The 18,632-nt window shown below is 63.2% G+C and carries 19 protein-coding genes; 6 read left to right on the top strand and 13 right to left on the bottom strand.

Features of this window, described 5'->3' with window-relative positions; all coding sequences use genetic code 11:
• Positions 1 to 462: 462 nt before the first annotated feature.
• The 5 genes from ACO6VM_RS26700 to colR all read right to left on the bottom strand — a co-directional run bounded on the left by ACO6VM_RS26700 (position 463) and on the right by colR (position 4,187).
• Entirely contained in the window at positions 463 to 693 is a 231-nt protein-coding gene (locus ACO6VM_RS26700) for a hypothetical protein (RefSeq protein WP_125462744.1), read from the bottom strand.
• The gene (locus ACO6VM_RS26695; protein WP_401058686.1) at positions 690 to 1,391 is read right to left on the bottom strand and encodes a lipopolysaccharide kinase InaA family protein; all 702 of its coding nucleotides are present in this window, start codon (positions 1,389 to 1,391) and stop codon (positions 690 to 692) included. The genes ACO6VM_RS26700 and ACO6VM_RS26695 overlap by 4 nt, the downstream gene beginning before the upstream one ends.
• A 6-nt stretch (positions 1,392 to 1,397) precedes the next feature.
• Positions 1,398 to 2,078, bottom strand: a complete 681-nt coding sequence (locus ACO6VM_RS26690; protein WP_110991593.1) for a class I SAM-dependent methyltransferase — start codon at positions 2,076 to 2,078, stop codon at positions 1,398 to 1,400.
• 107 nt (positions 2,079 to 2,185) lie between these two features.
• Entirely contained in the window at positions 2,186 to 3,514 is a 1,329-nt protein-coding gene (locus ACO6VM_RS26685) for a sensor histidine kinase (RefSeq protein ID WP_401058684.1), read from the bottom strand.
• Positions 3,504 to 4,187, bottom strand: a complete 684-nt coding sequence (colR, locus tag ACO6VM_RS26680; protein ID WP_028689695.1) for a two-component system response regulator ColR — start codon at positions 4,185 to 4,187, stop codon at positions 3,504 to 3,506. The genes ACO6VM_RS26685 and colR overlap by 11 nt, the downstream gene beginning before the upstream one ends.
• Before the next feature lie 170 nt (positions 4,188 to 4,357).
• Between colR and ACO6VM_RS26675 the strand changes: the two genes are divergently transcribed.
• Positions 4,358 to 5,086 (top strand): phosphatase PAP2 family protein, encoded by a 729-nt coding sequence (locus tag ACO6VM_RS26675; RefSeq protein WP_422404042.1) that lies wholly within the window; start codon positions 4,358 to 4,360, stop codon positions 5,084 to 5,086.
• A 91-nt stretch (positions 5,087 to 5,177) separates the two neighbouring features.
• Here ACO6VM_RS26675 and groL read toward each other — a convergent pair whose 3' ends face one another.
• The 5 genes from groL to ACO6VM_RS26650 all read right to left on the bottom strand — a co-directional run bounded on the left by groL (position 5,178) and on the right by ACO6VM_RS26650 (position 9,783).
• Positions 5,178 to 6,821, bottom strand: a complete 1,644-nt coding sequence (gene groL, locus ACO6VM_RS26670; RefSeq protein WP_401058680.1) for a chaperonin GroEL — start codon at positions 6,819 to 6,821, stop codon at positions 5,178 to 5,180.
• 48 nt (positions 6,822 to 6,869) lie between these two features.
• A complete protein-coding gene (locus ACO6VM_RS26665; protein WP_016488938.1) occupies positions 6,870 to 7,163 on the bottom strand; it encodes a co-chaperone GroES in 294 nt (97 codons plus the stop codon).
• A gap of 259 nt (positions 7,164 to 7,422) precedes the next feature.
• A complete protein-coding gene (locus tag ACO6VM_RS26660) occupies positions 7,423 to 7,884 on the bottom strand; it encodes an FxsA family protein (RefSeq protein ID WP_110991597.1) in 462 nt (153 codons plus the stop codon).
• A gap of 66 nt (positions 7,885 to 7,950) precedes the next feature.
• Entirely contained in the window at positions 7,951 to 8,682 is a 732-nt protein-coding gene (locus ACO6VM_RS26655) for a HugZ family protein (RefSeq protein WP_347151860.1), read from the bottom strand.
• A 93-nt stretch (positions 8,683 to 8,775) separates the two neighbouring features.
• Positions 8,776 to 9,783 carry a DUF481 domain-containing protein gene (locus ACO6VM_RS26650; protein ID WP_401058678.1) on the bottom strand — a complete coding sequence of 336 codons (1,008 nt, stop codon included), beginning with the start codon at positions 9,781 to 9,783 and terminating at the stop codon, positions 8,776 to 8,778.
• A 153-nt stretch (positions 9,784 to 9,936) separates the two neighbouring features.
• On the opposite strand from ACO6VM_RS26650, the gene ACO6VM_RS26645 reads away from it, so the two are divergent.
• Together ACO6VM_RS26645 and ACO6VM_RS26640 are read left to right on the top strand one after the other, a co-directional pair.
• Positions 9,937 to 10,290, top strand: coding sequence for an MGMT family protein (locus tag ACO6VM_RS26645; RefSeq protein ID WP_422404041.1), 354 nt, complete (start codon positions 9,937 to 9,939; stop codon positions 10,288 to 10,290).
• Positions 10,291 to 10,333: 43 nt separating this feature from the next.
• Entirely contained in the window at positions 10,334 to 11,881 is a 1,548-nt protein-coding gene (locus tag ACO6VM_RS26640) for an AmpG family muropeptide MFS transporter (protein ID WP_422404040.1), read from the top strand.
• Between the two features lie 139 nt (positions 11,882 to 12,020).
• Here ACO6VM_RS26640 and ACO6VM_RS26635 read toward each other — a convergent pair whose 3' ends face one another.
• From ACO6VM_RS26635 to ACO6VM_RS26625, 3 genes are all read right to left on the bottom strand, one after another.
• On the bottom strand, positions 12,021 to 13,265 hold the full coding sequence (locus tag ACO6VM_RS26635; protein ID WP_401058675.1) for an MFS transporter: 1,245 nt from the start codon (positions 13,263 to 13,265) through the stop codon (positions 12,021 to 12,023).
• 226 nt (positions 13,266 to 13,491) lie between these two features.
• Positions 13,492 to 14,331, bottom strand: a complete 840-nt coding sequence (locus ACO6VM_RS26630) for a mechanosensitive ion channel family protein (protein ID WP_322359445.1) — start codon at positions 14,329 to 14,331, stop codon at positions 13,492 to 13,494.
• 118 nt (positions 14,332 to 14,449) lie between these two features.
• Entirely contained in the window at positions 14,450 to 14,935 is a 486-nt protein-coding gene (locus tag ACO6VM_RS26625; RefSeq protein ID WP_390967115.1) for a YajQ family cyclic di-GMP-binding protein, read from the bottom strand.
• A 101-nt stretch (positions 14,936 to 15,036) separates the two neighbouring features.
• On the opposite strand from ACO6VM_RS26625, the gene ACO6VM_RS26620 reads away from it, so the two are divergent.
• Genes ACO6VM_RS26620 through ACO6VM_RS26610 form a run of 3 tightly spaced genes read left to right on the top strand, consistent with a single transcriptional unit; the run spans position 15,037 to position 18,577 of the window.
• On the top strand, positions 15,037 to 15,954 hold the full coding sequence (locus tag ACO6VM_RS26620) for a putative 2-dehydropantoate 2-reductase (RefSeq protein ID WP_401058673.1): 918 nt from the start codon (positions 15,037 to 15,039) through the stop codon (positions 15,952 to 15,954).
• A 36-nt stretch (positions 15,955 to 15,990) separates the two neighbouring features.
• Positions 15,991 to 18,012, top strand: coding sequence for a sensor histidine kinase (locus ACO6VM_RS26615; RefSeq protein WP_401058672.1), 2,022 nt, complete (start codon positions 15,991 to 15,993; stop codon positions 18,010 to 18,012).
• A gap of 1 nt (position 18,013) precedes the next feature.
• A complete protein-coding gene (locus ACO6VM_RS26610) occupies positions 18,014 to 18,577 on the top strand; it encodes a cob(I)yrinic acid a,c-diamide adenosyltransferase (protein WP_401058670.1) in 564 nt (187 codons plus the stop codon).
• Positions 18,578 to 18,632 lie beyond the last annotated feature (55 nt).

The raw sequence follows: 18,632 nt of genomic DNA, 5'->3' as shown, positions 1-18,632 counted from the left end.
CTAGCGACAGCTAACGCCAGCCCAGGCGCCGCCCCTAACTTCGCGACTTCAGGAGGCTGAGCGTAGGCGTCTGGAGGGCCCTGGTGCGCAGCACCCTTCGGCGCAGCCGAAGGCGCGAGAGCGCAGCCGAAGGCGCGAGATGTAGACTTGCGCAGCAAGTCGGAGGCCGCGCGGGCCCGGAGGACGCCGGAGCGAAGGGACCCCGAAGCGCAGCGTAGGGGCCGTATGATGGGAGCGAGCGGCTTTGCCTACTTTGGCCAAGACCAAAGTAGGCCGCCGTAAGGGCGGAAAGGTGACTACGCGTCGACATCACAAATGAATGCGCATAAAACTTTCAACACAAACACAAACACAAACACCAAAAACCAAAAACCAAAAACCAAAAACCAAAACGCCAGAAGTCTACATAAACTTCTGGCGCCTAGATCAAACAACCAAACAACCAAACAACCAAACAACCTATCAACCAAACGGCCGCAGCCCCTGCCTCATCCCAAACAGAAACAGCAGAAAATCATGATCCGGTTTAACGGACACCTGCTCGACCTTCGCCTCCCGCGGCAGCGGGCACAAACCACCCACCTCGGCCTTGCTGAACACCGTCAGCCCCGGCTGCTCCCAGGCAGCCGCAGCCACCGTGGTCACCGCCAGTGCCCCAACAAGAAACAAAGCTCGAGCGATTTCTAGCTTCATTGCTCTAACCCTTTGACCGCGCTGCCAAACGCCATCTGGTAAAAATAGAGCAAGGTCTGCCATTCCGCGTCAGTGATCGACGAATGGCGCCGCAACTGACGCAAATCGTTGTAAGCCGCGCGCTGGCAGCTGATTCGCCGCCGGCACTTCTCCAGATCGAGCAAAGCCACTTCAGCCCGGGCCTGCTCACCAGTGCCTATCACCTTGACGAACACATGCTTGCCGTAGAGGCAGCCATGCTGCCAGTGCCCCAGGTGCATGCGCGCCAGGTTGTCTGCAAGGTCCTTGAACATCCGCTCATGGACTGCCTGGGGATAACGTTCACGAGCGCCTTCGCTGTACCACGTATCCAGGTCGACAAAACCGTCCAGCGCTTCGCTTACCAGCAGCGCACGCCACTGGTGATCGGCATCGCGCTCAGCACCGGCAAACACGATACGTGGCACACGCACGCCCAACTGCTCGAAACTGTTCAAGGCATCGAGTTCGCGCAAGACCGTGGGCCGACCGAACGGGTGCAGCAGGCTCCGGTAGATATGGCCAACCTGGCGCTTGGCATACAGCAGCTGGCCGCTGGCGTCGCTGAGGCGTTGCACGCCACTTTCGCCACCACGGCGCTGGTTGGGTTCCTCGACCCATTCGCCCTGCTGCTGCCAGTAGAAATCAAACTGCCCGGACTCTTTCTGCACTGCCGCCATCAATCACTACCCCTTACGTAAAACGTATACGCGCCACATCGCGTAGAACGGCAGAAAGTCGAGCCGTTCCTGAATTCTGAAACCTGCAGCCGTAAATTCTTCTTCTACTGTAGCCGCCGGTAACACAAAGCGGTTCTGGTAGCTGTCCTGCTCGGCTCTGACACTGCGTCGAGCTTCAAGTTTCTTGCGCCGCCATGCCTTGAAGTTGCCATCCACCCACAGTGACAGAATTACACTGTCACGGCTAACCCTTTGAAATTCAGAGAGAATTGTTTTGCGGTGGGCCGGGTCACCAATATGGTGGAACAGCCGCATGCAGAAGATGCTGTCTACCGCGTTGTCCGGCAGGTCAATGGCAAAGGCGGAAGTCTGCAAAGGGCGTACCCGTGCCACCACCTCTGGCGGTTGTGCTGCACAGGCTGTCTCGATCATCGCCGCGGAGTTGTCAGCGCCAATGATTACCCGGTTGGGCTTTTCCGCCAACAGGGGCCAGAAACGCCCTGCACCGCATGGCAGGTCCAGGACCAGGCCTGGCTCGCCGGCCAAGGCCAAGGCGTTGCGGGCCATCTGCTCGTCGCGCTTGTGCGACAGCCGCCTGGCCAAGCCATCCTGGTGTTTGAGGAAGTAGTCGCGGGCATGATCCCGATCATACTTTTCGGAAAACTCGAGTTTGATGGGGCTACGCATCGGGCATCTCCTGATTCCAATGCGTCCACGTTAGGTAGGTTCGCGTAGGAATCAGGTCATGCAGATGTGAAAATTCTGTAATCAAACAGAACAGGTGTTACAAGACGTTAATTCGGATCCAGAACCTTACTGTCGTCCTCGCCCTCATCGAGCATCCTGCTACCTTGGCTCAGGTCTACCTCGAAGCGGCAACCGTGGGGCTGCGTGGTGCTCAGGGTGACGCGCCAGCCCTGGTCATCGCAGATCCTCTGCACCAACGACAGGCCCAGGCCCAGCCCCTCGCCACGGCGCTCGTCACCGCGCACGAACGGGCGGAACATCGCTTCGCGCTGCTCCTCCGGGATACCCACCCCGCTGTCCTCGACGCTGAACCCGTTGGGCTCCAGGCTCAGGCGGATATAGCCGCCATCGGTGTAGTGGGCGGCGTTGCGCAACAGGTTGCCCATTACCGATTGCAGGAAGGTGGCGTTGTACAACGCCGGGCCGGCGCTCACCCGGCCATCGTAGTAAAGGGCCAGGCCTTTCTGTTCGATGGTGTCACGCCATACGGCGGTCAGATCATCGCCCACTTCACGCAAGGTCGCCTGGGCGGCAATTGTGCCTTCATCACGTTGCGCGCGGGCCAGCATGAGGAACGTCTTGACCAGCTCACGCATCTCCTCGGTTGCCCGGGCGATGCGCTCGACCTGGCTGCGCGCACGGCTGTCCAGGTTGGGGTTTTCAATCAGCAGCTCGCACGAGGTGGCCAGCACCATCAACGGCGTACGCAGCTCATGGCTGACGTCGCTGGTAAACAGCCGTTCACGGGTTAGCGCATCACGCAGGCGGCCCAGGGTATCGTCGAAGGCCACCGCCAACTGCCCCACCTCGTCCGCCGCGTAATCCGGCGCCAGCGGTGGCGCCAGGCCGAGCAACTGGTCGCGATGGCGCACCTGGCGAGCCAGGCGGATCACCGGCGCCATCACCCGTCGCGCCAACACCCAGCCGAGGATCACCGCCAGCGCCAGGCTGAGCACGAAGCCCACCACCACCACGGCGAACAGCACCCGCTCACGCTCTTCGAAATCGCTCTGGTCCTGCAGCAGCACATAGCGCCGGCCATCGACGATCTCGACCATCGCGTGATACGACAACTGGTCGCGGAACACCTCATGGAAGCCCGGTTCCAGATGCCGCAAGTCCTTGGGCAGCTCGAAGTCATCACGCCCGCCGCTGAAGTAGAACAACTGGTCCGGGCGCGGCCGGTGGCTCCAGTCGCTGACACTGTCCATGCGCAACAGACGCTGCAGGTCGCCGCCGAGCACCGAGGAAATCAAGCGTTCCTCAACCAGGTGCACGGTGGCGACAATGCCGAAGGCAAAGGCCCCGGCCACCAACGCACTCATCAACGCAAAGGCGATGATGATGCGCTGGGCAAGGCTCTGCTTAAACTCCATCGCGGCCCTCGGCGAGGCGATAGCCGACGCCATGGACGGTATGCAGCAGGGGTTTGTCGAACGGTTTGTCGATTACCTGGCGCAGCTGATGGACGTGGCTGCGCAGGCTGTCGCTGTCGGGGCAATCATCGCCCCACAGGGCCTCTTCCAGCACTTCGCGGCGCAGTACGTGGGGGCTTTTCTGCATCAGCACGGCGAGCAGCTTGAGGCCCACCGGGTTGAGCTTGAGCAGGCGGCCCTGGCGGGTCACTTCGAGCGTGTCGAGGTCATAGCTCAGGTCGGCCACCTGCAAGGTACGGCGACCGCCGCCCTGGGCACGGCGCAGCACCGCTTCGATGCGCGCGGCCAGTTCGGACAAGGCGAATGGCTTGAGCAGGTAATCATCGGCACCCGAGCGGAAGCCCTGCAGACGATCATCCAGCTGGTCGCGGGCGGTCAGCATGATCACCGGAGTATCGCGGCGGGCATCCTCGCGCAGGCGCTTGCACAGCGTGTAGCCGTCGATGCCGGGGAGCATGATGTCGAGCACGATCAGGTCGTAATGCTCGGTAGCGGCCAGGTGCAGGCCCGACAGGCCATCCTGGGCGCAGTCCACCGTGTAGCCTTTCATGCCCAGGTAGTCGGCCAGGTTGGCAAGAATGTCGCGGTTGTCTTCAACCAAAAGAATACGCATCGGGGTCTCCTGTACCGCGCTTCGCTCGGCGGCAGCTTAAGGCCATCGCCCGTGCTGTGCCAGCCCTCGGGAAAATTCACCAAGCTTTACAGTTTTTTCACCGAACCTTCACGGACACAGGATAGCGGGCACCCGACAATGCCCGGTCTTTTTCCACCCCTGGAGCTGTCATGCAGGAAACTATTCGCCCACACCCGATCAATCCGTGGCTCTACCTGGGCATCCCTTTCGTTACCATCGTCGCGTTGATCCTGCTGGAATGGACATCGATAGACATGGACCTGGCCAACCTGTTCTTCGACCGGGCTGCCGGGGAGTTCATCGGTCGCCACAGCTACCTGCTGGAAACCATCCTGCACGACCGGGTCAAGCAGGTGGTGATCGCCTTGAGCCTGGTGGCGGTCGCAGCGTTCATCGCCAGCTTCTTCTGGCAACGCCTGTTCGGCTGGCGTCGTGAACTGGGCTGCCTGGTGCTGGCACTGAGCCTGTCCACGGCCTTCGTCACCCCGCTCAAGCAACTGACCCAGGTACAGTGCCCGTGGAGCCTGAGCCAGTTCGGCGGCAGCGAAACCTACAGCAAGCTTCTCGAGCCACGCCCGGCTACCGACAAGGCTGGCCTGTGCTGGCCGGGTGGCCATGCGGCGACCGGGTTCTGCCTGTTCGCGCTGTTCTTCGTGCTACGCGATCGCCGGCCGCGCCTGGCCAAGGCGGCGCTGGGGCTGGCGTTCGTGGCCGGGTCGGTGCTGTCGGTGGGCAGGATGATGCAGGGTGCGCACTTTCTCTCGCACAACATCTGGACAGCAGTGCTCTGCTGGCTGATCGGGTTGGGATGTTACTACCTGGTGCTGTATCGCCGGGGGATGGCGACGGCACCGGTGGCCGAGCGCAGCGTTGCCTGATGGTGGGGCCGCTTCGCGCCCCAAAGACAGCGACAAACAAAAAGCCCCGCACTAGGCGGGGCTTTTCATTACAGCTGGGGGTAAGGCTGGCTTACATCATGCCGCCCATGCCACCCATGCCGCCCATGTCTGGCATGCCGCCGCCAGCTGGGGCTTCGCTCGGAGCGTCAGCAATCATGGCTTCGGTGGTGATCATCAGACCGCCGATCGAAGCAGCAGCTTGCAGGGCCGAACGGGTGACCTTGGCTGGGTCCAGGATGCCCATCTCGATCATGTCGCCGTATTCGCCGGTAGCAGCGTTGTAACCGAAGTTACCCGAACCTTGCTTGACCTTGTCAGCGACAACGCTTGGCTCGTCGCCGGCGTTGGCAGTGATCTGGCGCAGCGGGGCTTCGACAGCGCGACGCAGCAGGGCGATACCGACGTTCTGGTCTTCGTTGTCGCCTTTAAGGTCAACGATGGCCGACAGGGCACGTACCAGGGCAACACCACCGCCAGGCACCACGCCTTCTTCGACGGCTGCACGGGTAGCGTGCAGGGCGTCTTCAACGCGGGCTTTCTTCTCTTTCATTTCAACTTCGGTGCCAGCACCGACCTTGATCACGGCAACACCGCCAGCCAGTTTGGCCAGACGCTCTTGCAGCTTCTCACGGTCGTAGTCCGAAGAGGTTTCTTCGATCTGGGCACGGATCTGTTTGACGCGGGCTTCGATCTCGGTGTCGGCGCCAGCACCATCGATGATGGTGGTGTTTTCCTTGGACAGGATGACGCGCTTGGCGTTACCCAGGTGCTCCAGGGTGGCGGTTTCCAGGGACAGGCCGATTTCTTCGGAGATGACCTGGCCGCCGGTCAGGACGGCGATGTCCTGCAGCATGGCCTTGCGGCGGTCGCCGAAGCCCGGTGCCTTGACCGCAGCAACCTTGACGATGCCGCGCATGTTGTTGACGACCAGGGTAGCCAGGGCTTCGCCTTCAACGTCTTCGGCAACGATCAGCAGCGGACGGCCGGACTTGGCAACGGCTTCCAGTACTGGCAGCAGTTCGCGGATGTTGGAGATCTTCTTGTCGACCAGCAGCAGCAGCGGGCCTTCCAGCTCGGCAACCATGGTGTCCGGCTTGTTGATGAAGTACGGCGACAGGTAGCCGCGGTCGAACTGCATGCCTTCTACGACGGACAGTTCGTTTTCCAGGCCCGAGCCTTCTTCAACGGTGATCACGCCTTCTTTGCCGACTTTTTCCATGGCTTCGGCGATGATTTCACCGATGGAGTTGTCGGAGTTGGCGGAGATGGTACCGACCTGGGCGATGGCCTTGGAATCGGCGCATGGCTTGGCCAGGTTCTTCAGCTCGGCGACAACGGCGGCGGTGGCCTTGTCGATGCCGCGCTTGAGGTCCATCGGGTTCATGCCGGCAGCGACGGCTTTCAGGCCTTCGTTGACGATGGCCTGAGCCAGGACGGTAGCGGTGGTGGTGCCGTCACCGGCAGCGTCGTTGGCCTTGGAAGCAACTTCCTTGACCAGCTGGGCGCCCATGTTTTCGAAGGCGTCTTTCAGCTCGATTTCTTTGGCGACGGAAACGCCGTCCTTGGTGATGGTCGGCGCGCCGAAGCTCTTGGCCAGGACCACGTTGCGGCCTTTCGGGCCCAGGGTCGCTTTTACCGCGTCAGCCAGAACGTTGACACCAACCAGCATTTTCTTACGGGCGGAATCGCCGAATTTTACGTCTTTAGCAGCCATGATCGTTTAATCCTTGGAATTCTTTGGAGTAACGGGAAGTCGGGGAAATCAGCCTTCGACAACGGCCAGGATTTCGTTCTCGGCCATGACCAGCAGGTCTTCGCCATCGACTTTCACGGTGTTGCTGCCCGAGTAAGGGCCGAAAACCACTTTGTCACCCACTTTCACGGCCAGCGCGCGAACTTCGCCGTTGTCCAGGATGCGACCGGTGCCGACGGCGACGACTTCGCCGCGGTTCGGTTTTTCAGCGGCCGAACCCGGCAGGACGATACCGCCAGCGGTTTTCGATTCTTCTTCGCTGCGACGGATAACGACGCGGTCATGCAGAGGACGAAGCTTCATTGTCGATCTCTCCCAAATAGTGGTTTTCATCGGCCGGTGTCAGCACCGGCGGGTTGATGCGGTCCGGCGTTGCCGGGGGTGGCCCGCGAAGGGCGAACCACCTGTGTCATGTCTGGTGTCACCACCAGAAACCTTGCGGTGACCACATACATGAGGCCGCCTTATTCGATTACAAGGTTTGCTACGGAAAAATTTTCATCAGGCGTTCAAAACCATTCGTGGGAGCGGCGCTGCGCCGACCCCAGGTTCAATTGCCCGATTACTTGTCGCGGCGCTCGTACTCGCCTTCGATCACATTGGGGCGATGGCCGGGATCACGGGGCTGGGCCTGGAACGGATCGTCCTGGAACGCCCGCTGGCGCAGGGCCTGCTCTTCGGCACGGCGGCGCAGCTTGCCAGCCACCAGGCGGCGGGTGAACGGCAGCAGGCACAGCAGGCCCAGCACGTCACTGATGAAGCCCGGCAGCAGCAACAGGCCACCACCCACCGCCATCATCAGCCCCTGGAACATTTCTTCGGCGGGCAACTCGCCGCGCTGCAGGCTCTCACGGGCACGCAGGGCGGTCGCCAGGCCGGCTACGCGCATCACCAGCACACCCAGTGCGGAGCCGGCAATGATCAGCAGCAGCGCCGGGAAGAAACCGATGGCGGCGCTGACCTTGACGAAGACGAACAGCTCCAGCACAGGGAAAAGGAGAAACAGCAGTAAAAAGGCACGCATCACTCATTCCTCGACGGAAGAACATCTTCCTGTAGGAGCATCAGATGGATGCGTGCAGGCGTTTTTTCAACCCTCTGCGCGCGCCACCGTCGGCCACTGTTCGGCACGGGCCAGCAGCACAAGGGCTTCGCGGACTTGTGTCGGGGTATTACAAGTTGTTGGGAAGGCCAGCCAGTACACCGCCTGGCCGATGCGCAGGTGCATGCCTTCGCTGTCGATGCCGACCATTTCAGCCGCTGTCGTGCTCGGCAGGCCGCTCAGCGCCACATAGTGGGCGATCGCATTGGCATGGTCGCTGTTCATGTGTTCGATCATGCTCGCTTCGCCAGCGCCGGCAAAGGGGTTGGCCAGGGTGACCTGGTCGAGCCAGTGGATCGCGCCGAAACCGCCGATGTAGCGGTGGCGCACCGGCAGCAGTACCCAGAAGTCGAAATCGTGGGCTTTGTGGTAGTTCGCCGACTCCGGGAAGTAACGGTAGTAGCGCGCGGCGGCAGCTTCGATGGCCGCCTCGTCGCTGAGCTTGTGCGCCTCGGCCATCACCGTCAGGCGCCCTACTGCCTGCACGTCCTCAGCCTCACGTTCGCCCACCAGCAGCGAACACTTGGGGTCCTTCTGCAGGTTGTGGGTGTGCTGGGCGATACGGCTGATAAGAATGACGGGGTGCCCATCGGCGTCCAGGCAGTAAGGGACCACCGAACCGAACGGGAAGCCCGGCATCGATTTGGAATGGGTGGAGAGCACGCCACGGTACTCCTTGAGCAGCAGTTCCCGGGCTGGGCGAAGGGCGTTGGTACTCACGAAAGGGGCTCCTGGCGATGGGCGGGGTGACAGACAAGATAAGCATTATCACCGCCAGCTGCCAGACAGGCCGGTCGCGTACCGGCCCGGGACCTACCAGGTCACGCCGAAACCGGCGGTGTAGCGGGTCTTGTCGAGATCACGATCATCGGTGCCCTTGATCAGGTCTTTTTCCGCCTTGAGGTTGAGCGAAGCCCATTCGGTGACCTTGTAGCGCAGCCCCATTTCCGCATCCAGGGCGTAGTCGGCGACGCCACCAAACGGCTTGCCTACCTCGCCATTGGTGAAGAACTGCACTTTCTTGCCGATCAGGTAACGGGTGTAGTCCCACTTCACGGCCGCGGCGTAGAAGTTGTCCTGACCGCCGTCACGGTACTGGTAATCGGTGCGGTTGATCAGCGAGCCCAACGAGAACGCGCCCAGTTCGTCATCCCAGAACTGGTAGCCCGGGCCAGTACCGACGGTGCGCTGGCGCGCCAGCTCTTCGATCTGGTCGCGCTTGTACTCCAGGCGCCCCTGCCAGAACCATTTCTCGGTGATGAAACGGTCGAGCGCATATTCCGCGCTCCAGTTGTTGGCGGTGGTGACCTCGTCCTTGCTCTCGCGGTTGTATTCGCCTTCGGCGTTGTGCCGCCAGCGACCGTGACGCGCGGTGGTCTTGAAGCTGACGTCGTAGTCGTCGGTGTCGTTCTCGGCGCGCTTGTAGTCCAGCGCCACGTCGACATTGCCTTTCCACAGAAAGTCCTCAACCAGCGGTCGGGGCTTCATGATCTGCTCGATACTGGCCAGTTCCACGGTCTTGGGCGCATCACCGTTGGCCAAGGTCACCTTGCCTGGTTCGGCAGCCTTGAGTGACTTGGCCTTCTCGCCGCTGTAGGCGTCCTGCTTGACCAGCAGTTCCTGGTCGCTCTCAAGGGTCTTCACCTGTTTCCAGTCCAAGGCGATCGAACCACCGTATGAGGTTTCCAGCAGCAACTTGCCGCCATCGAAGACGGTAATCTTGCCAGTGAGTCGATCGCCGTTCTTCATCCACACGGTATCGGCCAGCGCCGAGGTGCAAAGCGATACAGCGAAGAAGCAGAGCAGGATTCTTGAGTACATAAGTGGACTACGGATTCGATTTGCCGAAAAAAGCCGGGCATTATCCGGATGCCCACGCCATGAGCAAGGACTGACCCAGACCATGCCGATGAGTTCCACTCTTGTTTGCCGTTGCCATCCGTCCAGTTTCATCTACAGGCCAAGGGGGCTCTGATGTCTGCCAACTCTGCTCCCCCACCGGAAGATGTCGAAGCCCGACGAATGGCGTTGTATTCGGTGCTCGGCCAAGTCCCGCCAGGCAAGGTGGTCAGCTACGGCCAGCTCGCCGAGCTGGCGGGCCTTGGCCGCGCGGCCCGCTGGGTTGGTCGCACCCTCGGGCAACTGCCTGCGGACACCCGCCTGCCGTGGCACCGTGTGCTCGGCGCGGGGGGGCGCCTGAGCCTTGCCCTGGGCACCCCATCGGGCGACGAACAGCGCGCCCGTCTGCGCGCAGAAGGCGTGAATGTAGCCAATAATCGTGTGGATATGGCGCGCCATGGCTGGCGCCCGATGGAGCACAGCGGTTAGAGTGCGCGCTTTGTTTTCGCAAACTTGAGGCAGATGTTGGCCCATGCCCCGTAAAACCTGGCGCGCTGCGCTCGCTGCCTATGCCAGCCCGTCAACCTTGGTACTTCTGCTGCTCGGATTCGCCGCCGGCCTGCCGTACATGTTGGTGTTCTCGACCCTGTCGGTCTGGTTGCGCGAGGCGGGTGTGGCGCGCGAAACCATCGGTTACGCCAGCCTGATCGGCCTGGCGTATGCCTTCAAGTGGGTGTGGTCACCCCTGCTCGACCAATGGCGCCTGCCGCTGCTCGGCGGCATGGGCCGCCGCCGTTCGTGGTTGCTGCTGTCGCAGGTGCTGGTGGTGGTGGGCCTGGTCGGCATGGGCTTCTGCGACCCGCAGAAACACCTGTCATGGCTGGTCGCGCTGGCAGTGCTGGTAGCCTTTGCCTCGGCTACCCAGGACATCGCCGTCGATGCCTATCGCCTGGAAATCGCCGACGACCAGCGCCAGGCTGCGTTGGCCGCCAGCTACATGGCCGGCTACCGGGTCGCCGCGCTGCTGGCCACGGCCGGCGCACTGTTCTTCGCCGAGTGGTTCGGTTCCACCGGTTTCAGCTACCTGCATCAGGCCTGGACCGGCACTTACGTGCTGTTCGGCGTGCTGATGCTGCCGGCGGTGTTCACCACGCTGATCATGCGTGAACCCCCGGTACCGCTGCGTACCCAACTGTCGGCGGCGCGCTATGGGCTGATGCACCAGCTGGCGTCGGTGTTCGTCCTGATCATCCTGCTGGTTTCGGTACCTGCCAGTTTCACCCAGATGTTCAACACCGACTGGGCCAGCGTGCTGTTCGGCGACGCCACCCCGCTCGACCTGCTGCTCGAAGACCGCGCCTTCCTGCGCCTGCTGCTCTATGCACTGCTGAGCTGGGCGTGCCTGTCGTCCCTCGGCCGTCGCGGCCTGGCCCCGGTGCTCACCCCGGTGAACGACTTCATCAGCCGCTACCGCTGGCAGGCCCTGCTGCTGCTCGGGTTGATCGCTACCTACCGCATGTCCGACACGGTGATGGGCGTGATGGCCAACGTGTTCTACATCGACATGGGCTTTACCAAAGACCAGATCGCCAGCGTCAGCAAGATCTTCGGCCTGATCATGACCCTGGTCGGTGCCGGTGCCGGCGGCCTGCTGATCGTGCGCTTCGGCATCCTGCCGATCCTGTTCATCGGCGGCGCGGCGTCGGCGGCGACCAACATCCTGTTCCTGATGCTGGCCGACATGGGGCCGAACCTGGAAATGCTGGTGGTGACCATCTCGCTGGACAACTTCAGCTCGGGCCTGGCCACCTCGGCGTTCGTCGCCTACCTGTCGAGCCTGACCAACCTGAAGTTCTCGGCTACGCAATATGCCCTGCTCAGCTCGATCATGCTGCTGCTGCCGCGCCTGATCGGCGGCTATTCAGGGGTGATGGTGGAGAAGTTCGGCTACCACGACTTCTTCCTGATCACTGCCCTGCTGGGCGTGCCGACCTTGATCCTGATCGCCCTGCAGTGGCGGCAGGAAGCCGGTCGGGGAAAGCCGGTGCCGGTGGAGAGTCCGGCAGCTGAACAGAACTAGGCCTTCAAAGGCCTCATCGCGGGGCAAGCCCGCTCCCACGCTATAAGCCTATAAGCCTATAAGCCTATAAGCCTATAAGCCTATAAGCCTATAAGCGTGGGAGCGGCGGTGCGCCGCTGCGACTTGCCCCGCGATGCTTCTACTGTGCCACCGCCCCTTCCCCGGAGCGCCTGCCCACCACGAACCACAACGGCCACAGCGCCAGCGCCCCGGCAATGCCTGCCGCCACGGCGAAGTGCATCAGGCTGGCACCCGCTCCGAGCATCGCCAACACAGCGCCTCCCAGCCCCAGCAAGGCGATGGTGATCATCCCCAGCATCGCCGACACCAACCCCTTGCTCTGCTCGCTGGCGAACAGCGTCATGCGGTACAGCACGGCGTTGGCCACACCCAGCCCCAGCGCGTACAGCGACATGCCGGCCACCACGCTGGTCACTGTCGGCCTGTACCAGGTCGCCGCGACCATCAACGACAGGCCCGCCAGGTAAGGCCAAAGGGCCCCGCGGACCAGTGCTGGCAGTGGATAGCGATCGGCGAGGCGGTTGATGATCAGGTTGCCGAGGATCAGCCCGGCGAACACCGGCAACTGCCACAGTGCGTATTCCATCGTGCTCAGGCCTTCGTCATGGATCAGCAGCACCGGCGACAGGCCGATCCAGCCGATCAGCGGCAACCCGACCAGGCCCAGCGCCGCGCTGCCCGCGACAAACCGGCGGTTGGCCAGCAACTGTCCATAGCCGGCCAACAGCGGCAGCAGGTGGATCGGCGTGAACGGCAGGCGTGAGCCGTCGCGGCGTTCCACCCCCAGGGTTTCCGGCATCAAGCGGTACAGCAGCAGCCAGCACAGCACCGCACCGACCGCGAACGCCACGAACAGCCAGCGCCAGTCCAGCCACTGCAACATCAAGGTGCCCACCAGCGGCCCGAGCAGCGGCGACAGCAGTGCGATGTTGGCCAGCAACGCCATCATGCGCACTGCGTCGGCCTCGCTGTACGCCTCGTTGAGGGCCGGGTAGCTGACCGTGACCACGAAGCCCAGGCCGATGCCCTGCAGCAGGCGCAGCAGGTTGAACAGGCCGATGTCATGTACCCAGAACGTCGCCAGGCAAGCCACGCCGAAGAACAGGCAGCCCGTCAGCAGCAGCGGGCGCCGGCCGTAACGGTCGGCGAGCGGGCCGATCAGCCATTGCAGGACCACCCCGCCCAGCAGGTACAGGTTGAGGGCGTGGGGGATGAATTCCGGGCTGGCGTCCAGGTCGCCGACCACGACCGGCATGGCGGGCATCACGGCATCGCTGGCCAGGTAGGTCAGCAGCTCGAACAGCGCCAGGGTCAGGCCGAACAGCAAGGCTCGCAAGGGGGTGATGTACAGCAGTGGTTTCATGATCAGTATCAGGTGGGGACGGGTGGGGTCAGGCTATATGCCAGAAATGACGGCAGATTGCTGTGAGCAAGTGTAAGGGGGCAAAAAGCATCGCGGGGGGAAGACCACCCCCCCCCCCCCACGACGAAGGTGGAGGGGGGGTTCCCCCCCAGGACCCCCCCCCCCCCCCCCCCTCCAACGACCGTCTGGCCCCCCTCCCCCCCCCGCGATTGATGCCGCTGCCGGGTTACTGCAGGGCAGTCTCCTGCACCACACGGATCACTCGCTGCGGAAAGGGAATGTCGATCCCTTCGGCCTTGAGCCGGTCACGGGCATGCTCATTGAGCATGAACATCACGTCCCAGTAGTCGGCAGTCTTGGTCCAGATACGCAGCGACACGGTGATCGAACTGTCACCCAAAGTCGACACCACCGCCTGCGGCGCCGGGTCCTGCAGCACACGCGGGTCCTGGGCCAGCTCCAGCAGCACATTGCGGGCCTTCTGCAGGTCGGCGTCATAGTCGACGCCCACGTCGAACACCACCTTGCGGGTCGGCTGACGGTTGGTGTTGGTGATGATGCCGTTGGACAGGCTGCCGTTGGGCATGATCACCGTCTTGTTATCACCGGTACGCAGCACGGTGTGGAAGATCTGGATGCTGTCCACGGTGCCCGCCACGCCCTGGGCTTCGATCCAGTCGCCGATGCGGAACGGGCGGAACATCAGGATCAGCACGCCCCCGGCGAAGTTCGCCAGGCTGCCCTGCAAGGCCAGGCCGATGGCCAGGCCGGCGGCACCGATGGCGGCGACGAACGAGGTGGTCTCGATGCCGATCATCGACGCCACGCTGACCATCAACAGTACTTTCAGCACGATATTGGCCAGGGTGCTGATGAAGCCCTGCAACGCCGCGTCGGCCTTCAGGCCAACCAGTTTGCCCAGCCGATTGCTGACCCTGCTGATGATCCACCAGCCGATCGCCAGGGTCAGCAAGGCCAGCAGCAGGCGGCTGCCGTATTCCATGATCAGCGGTACCCAAGTCTGCGACTGGCGAACCAGCTGGTCGACCTCTGCATTCAAATCCATCGTCTTGCTCTCCTGATGCCAAGCGGCAAAAAACACATTGAAACGGGCCGCACAGCATGCAGCGACCGCAGGAACCGATGGACATCATTGAGCCATCAAGGTTCCTGCCCTGCCCCGATCAGTCGCGGAAGTTGTTGAACTGCAGCGGCATGTCGAACTCCTTGGCGCGCAGCGCAGCGATCGCCTCCTGCAGGTCGTCACGCTTCTTGCCGGTGACGCGCACCTGCTCACCCTGGATCGAAGCCTGGACCTTGAGCTTGGCGTCCTTGATGTGGGCAACGATCTTCTTCGCCAGGTCCTTGTCGATGCCTTCGCGGAACTTGGCTTCCTGCTTCACTTCCTTGCCGGAGGGATAGGCGTCCTTCACTTCCAGGCACTTGACGTCGATCTTGCGCTTGACCAGGGCCAGACGCAGGATTTCGACCATCGCCTCGAGCTGGAACTCGGCCTCGGCGGTCAGCATCACGGTCTGCTCCTTGTCCTTGAACTCGAAGGTGCCCTTGCCCTTGAGGTCATAGCGGCGGTCCAGTTCCTTCACCGCGTTGTCCACGGCGTTGGTGACTTCGTGCTTGTCCAGTTCCGATACCACGTCGAACGAAGGCATGGCGGTTCTCCATAAAAAACAGCGCGCTCAGCTTGAAGATGGAGCGCGTCAGGGTTAGGGGGTTAAAATGCGGGCTCATTATAACGGGTTGCGAAACGCAGATGAGCAGCACCTGGCATATTCTCGGCGCCGGTAGCCTCGGCAGCCTCTGGGCCTGCCGCCTGGCCCGCGCCGGCAAGGCGGTCCGCCTGATCCTGCGCGACGAGCAGCGCCTGGCGGCCTATCAGGCCGGCGGCGGGCTGACCCTGGTCGAACAGGACCACCGCAGCCTCTACGCGATCCCCGGCGAAACCCACGATGCCCCCGGCCCTATCCACCGCTTACTGGTGGCCTGCAAGGCCTATGACGCGGCCCCCGCCGTGGCACGCCTGGCGCCACGGCTGGCCGAGGGTGCCGAGCTGGTGCTGCTGCAGAACGGCCTGGGCAGCCAGGATGAGGTGGCCGACCAGGTGCCCCATGCCCGTTGCATCTTCGCCTCCAGCACTGAGGGCGCGTTTCGCGAAGCGGACTGGCAGGTGCGCTTCGCCGGCCATGGCTTCAACTGGCTGGGCAACCCGCTCAACCCCGCCGTGCCAGGGTGGTTCGACGACCTCCACGACGCCGGTATTCCCGCCCAGTGGAGCGTCGACATCCTTTCGCGGCTATGGCGCAAACTGGCGCTCAACTGTGCCATCAACCCATTGACCGTGCTGCACGACTGCCAGAACGGTGGGCTGCTCGGGCACCTGGGCGAAGTCGACCAGCTGTGCGACGAGCTGGCCAACCTGCTGCTGCGCTGCGGCCAGCCCGAGGCCGCCAACGACCTGAAGGAAGAAGTGCAACGGGTGATCCTCGCCACCGCCGCCAACTACTCTTCCATGTACCAGGACGTGCGTCATGGCCGGCGCACCGAGGTCCATTACCTGCTGGGTCACGCCTGCCGCGTCGCCGCCCGGCACGGGGCAAGCGTGCCACGGCTTGAACACCTGCAACGGCGCCTGGTCGATAGCCTGAAGGCCCGCGGCCTGCCCAGCGACTGACTGGCCCATCCACCGGACATGGATACCCCCTGACTCATGAGCCTGCGCCAACGCCTGGAAAACCTCCCGGTCGGGCAGAAACTGCTGGCGGCCCTGCTGGTGCTGCTGGTCACCATCCTGCTGGTCGCCAACCTGGCGTTCATCAGCGCCGCCTACTGGATCACCCAGGAGAGCATGGCGCCCCAGGCGCTGCAGACCATCGGCAAGCTGGTGTCCAACCCGCAGCTGTCCTCCCGGGCCGGCGATTCCCCGGAGACTGCCAGCGCCCTGCTCAAGGAGCTCGACAGCTACTCGCCGTTGCGCGCAGCGGCCATCTACGGTGGCGATGGGCAGATGCTCGCCCAGCTCCAGCACGGTGACGCCCTCACCCTGCCCAAGCGTTATCGCAACATCGACGGCTGGCGCCTGATGGAGTTTCGCAGCACCCAGCTGATCCGCCTGCCGCGCAACGCCAACCCGCCCGCGCACCTGCTGCTGGTGGCCAGCAGCGAGCTGCCGATGGCGTTCTACACCGGCACCCTCTCCGCCAGCCTGGCGATCCTGGTGTTCAGCATCCTGCTGTGGCTGGTCATCGCCCGGCAGATCAAGCGCTTGATCACCCTGCCGATCAACAACCTCGAAGAGCTGTCGCGCCAGGTCACCCGGGAAGAGAGCTACGCCCTGCGGGCCAAGCGCGGCAACGATGACGAGATCGGCAGCCTGGCCGATGCGTTCAACACCATGCTGTCGCGCATCGAAGCCCGCGAGCAGCAGCTCAAGGGCGCCCGCGATGAGTTCCAGCAGGCCTACGACCAGGCCCAGGGCCTGGCGGAAGAAACCCGCCACACCAACCGCAAGCTGGAGCTGGAAGTCCAGGTGCGCAGCAAGATCGAAAAGAAACTCACGGGCTTCCAGAACTACCTGAACAGCATCATCGACTCCATGCCCTCGGCGCTGATCGCCCTCGACGAGCAGCTTTACGTCACCCAGTGGAACCACGAAGCCACGGTGCTTTCCGGCACACCGCTGGACGAGGCGCTGAACCAGCCGATCTTCCTGGCCTTCGCGCCGCTCAAGCCGTTTTTGCCGCAGCTCAAGGAAAGTGTCGAGAAGCACCGGGTGGCGAAGATCGAGCGGGTCACCTGGCCCAAGGGCGACGACCTGCGCCACTACGCCCTGACCTTCTACCCGCTGACCGGCGGCGGTGGCCGTGGCGTGGTGATTCGCATCGACGACATCACCCAGCGCCTGTCGCTGGAAGAAATGATGGTGCAGTCGGAAAAGATGCTCTCGGTCGGTGGCCTGGCTGCGGGCATGGCCCATGAGATCAACAACCCGCTGGGAGCGATCCTGCACAACGTGCAGAACATCCGCCGGCGCCTGTCGCCGGAACTGCCACGCAACCAGGAACAGGCCACCGAGCTGGGCCTGGACCTGCCGGCCGTCAACCGCTACCTGGACAGCCGCGAAGTGCCGCAACTGCTCGACGGCATCCAGCAGGCCGGCGCCCGAGCGGCGAAGATCGTCACCCACATGCTCAGTTTCAGCCGCCTCAGCAACCGTCAGCTGGCGCCCTGCGACCTGCCGGCGCTGATCGACCAGGCGGTGGAAATCGCCGGCAACGACTTCGACCTGGCCATCGGCTTCGACTTCAAGGGCCAGGCCATCGTCCGCCAGTTCGACCCGCAGCTCGGGGCGGTGCCCGGCACCGCCAACGAGCTGGAGCAGGTGCTGCTCAACTTGCTGAAAAACGCCGCCCAGGCCATCCACCAGCGCCCGCAGCCCAGCGAGCCGGGGCGAATCACCCTGCGCACTCGGCTCAACCCGCCGTGGGCGGAAATTCAGGTGGAGGACAATGGCGTGGGCATGCCCGAGACCGTGCGCAAACGCACCTTCGAGCCATTCTTCACCACCAAGGAGATCGGCCAGGGCACCGGCCTTGGGCTGTCGGTCTCGTACTTCATCATTACCAACAACCACAAAGGGCAGATGGAAGTGCACTCCACGCCCGGCCAGGGCACCTGCTTCACCCTGCGCCTGCCCCTCGGCCTGCCGGCCACCACCAAAACGGAGACGTGACATGGGCTATCGCCTGTCGAAGATCTACACCCGCACCGGCGACAAGGGTGAAACCGGCCTGGGCGATGGCCGCCGGGTGCCCAAGGACCATCCGCGGATCGAGGCGATCGGCGAGGTGGACAGCCTCAACAGCCAGCTTGGGGTGTTGCTGGCCGGATTGGCCGAGGCCGACCTGCAAGAGCTGGTCGAGGTACTGGCGCCGTGTCAGCACCGCTTGTTCGACCTGGGTGGCGAGCTGGCCATGCCCAGCTACCAGGCATTGAACGCTGCTGAGGTCGAGCGCCTCGAAGCGGCCATCGATCGCTGGAACGACGAGCTGGGGCCGTTGAAGAACTTCATCCTGCCGGGTGGTTCGGCGCTGGTGGCCCAGGCCCATGTGTGCCGCAGCCAGGCGCGGGCGGCGGAGCGGCGGTGTCAGCAGCTGAATGCCGTTGAGCCACTGGAGGGGGTGGGGTTGGCGTATATCAACCGGTTGTCGGATCTGTTGTTCGTGGCCGCGCGGATTATCGGGCGGCGGCAGGGCGTAGCCGAAGTGCTGTGGCAGGCAGCCACAAAGCCGGCCTGAAAAGCATCGCGGGGCAAGCCCGCTCCCACGCCAGTTACACACTCTAGCGTGGGAG

The sequence above is a fragment of the Pseudomonas sp. GZD-209 genome (genome assembly GCF_049310485.1).
Classification (GTDB): domain Bacteria; phylum Pseudomonadota; class Gammaproteobacteria; order Pseudomonadales; family Pseudomonadaceae; genus Aquipseudomonas; species Aquipseudomonas sichuanensis.
The sequence above is the reverse complement of the archived record's forward strand: the minus strand, read 5'-3'. Positions and strand labels throughout refer to the sequence as shown.

Coding starts and splice junctions, on each gene's coding strand:
- ACO6VM_RS26700 (WP_125462744.1), bottom strand. CDS start 693: ATGAAGCTAGAAATCGCTCGAGCTTTGTTTCTTGTTGGGGCACTGGCG.
- ACO6VM_RS26695 (WP_401058686.1), bottom strand. CDS start 1,391: ATGGCGGCAGTGCAGAAAGAGTCCGGGCAGTTTGATTTCTACTGGCAG.
- ACO6VM_RS26690 (WP_110991593.1), bottom strand. CDS start 2,078: ATGCGTAGCCCCATCAAACTCGAGTTTTCCGAAAAGTATGATCGGGAT.
- ACO6VM_RS26685 (WP_401058684.1), bottom strand. CDS start 3,514: ATGGAGTTTAAGCAGAGCCTTGCCCAGCGCATCATCATCGCCTTTGCG.
- colR (WP_028689695.1), bottom strand. CDS start 4,187: ATGCGTATTCTTTTGGTTGAAGACAACCGCGACATTCTTGCCAACCTG.
- ACO6VM_RS26675 (WP_422404042.1), top strand. CDS start 4,358: ATGCAGGAAACTATTCGCCCACACCCGATCAATCCGTGGCTCTACCTG.
- groL (WP_401058680.1), bottom strand. CDS start 6,821: ATGGCTGCTAAAGACGTAAAATTCGGCGATTCCGCCCGTAAGAAAATG.
- ACO6VM_RS26665 (WP_016488938.1), bottom strand. CDS start 7,163: ATGAAGCTTCGTCCTCTGCATGACCGCGTCGTTATCCGTCGCAGCGAA.
- ACO6VM_RS26660 (WP_110991597.1), bottom strand. CDS start 7,884: ATGCGTGCCTTTTTACTGCTGTTTCTCCTTTTCCCTGTGCTGGAGCTG.
- ACO6VM_RS26650 (WP_401058678.1), bottom strand. CDS start 9,783: ATGTACTCAAGAATCCTGCTCTGCTTCTTCGCTGTATCGCTTTGCACC.
- ACO6VM_RS26645 (WP_422404041.1), top strand. CDS start 9,937: ATGTCTGCCAACTCTGCTCCCCCACCGGAAGATGTCGAAGCCCGACGA.
- ACO6VM_RS26640 (WP_422404040.1), top strand. CDS start 10,334: ATGCCCCGTAAAACCTGGCGCGCTGCGCTCGCTGCCTATGCCAGCCCG.
- ACO6VM_RS26635 (WP_401058675.1), bottom strand. CDS start 13,265: ATGAAACCACTGCTGTACATCACCCCCTTGCGAGCCTTGCTGTTCGGC.
- ACO6VM_RS26630 (WP_322359445.1), bottom strand. CDS start 14,331: ATGGATTTGAATGCAGAGGTCGACCAGCTGGTTCGCCAGTCGCAGACT.
- ACO6VM_RS26625 (WP_390967115.1), bottom strand. CDS start 14,935: ATGCCTTCGTTCGACGTGGTATCGGAACTGGACAAGCACGAAGTCACC.
- ACO6VM_RS26620 (WP_401058673.1), top strand. CDS start 15,037: ATGAGCAGCACCTGGCATATTCTCGGCGCCGGTAGCCTCGGCAGCCTC.
- ACO6VM_RS26615 (WP_401058672.1), top strand. CDS start 15,991: ATGAGCCTGCGCCAACGCCTGGAAAACCTCCCGGTCGGGCAGAAACTG.
- ACO6VM_RS26610 (WP_401058670.1), top strand. CDS start 18,014: ATGGGCTATCGCCTGTCGAAGATCTACACCCGCACCGGCGACAAGGGT.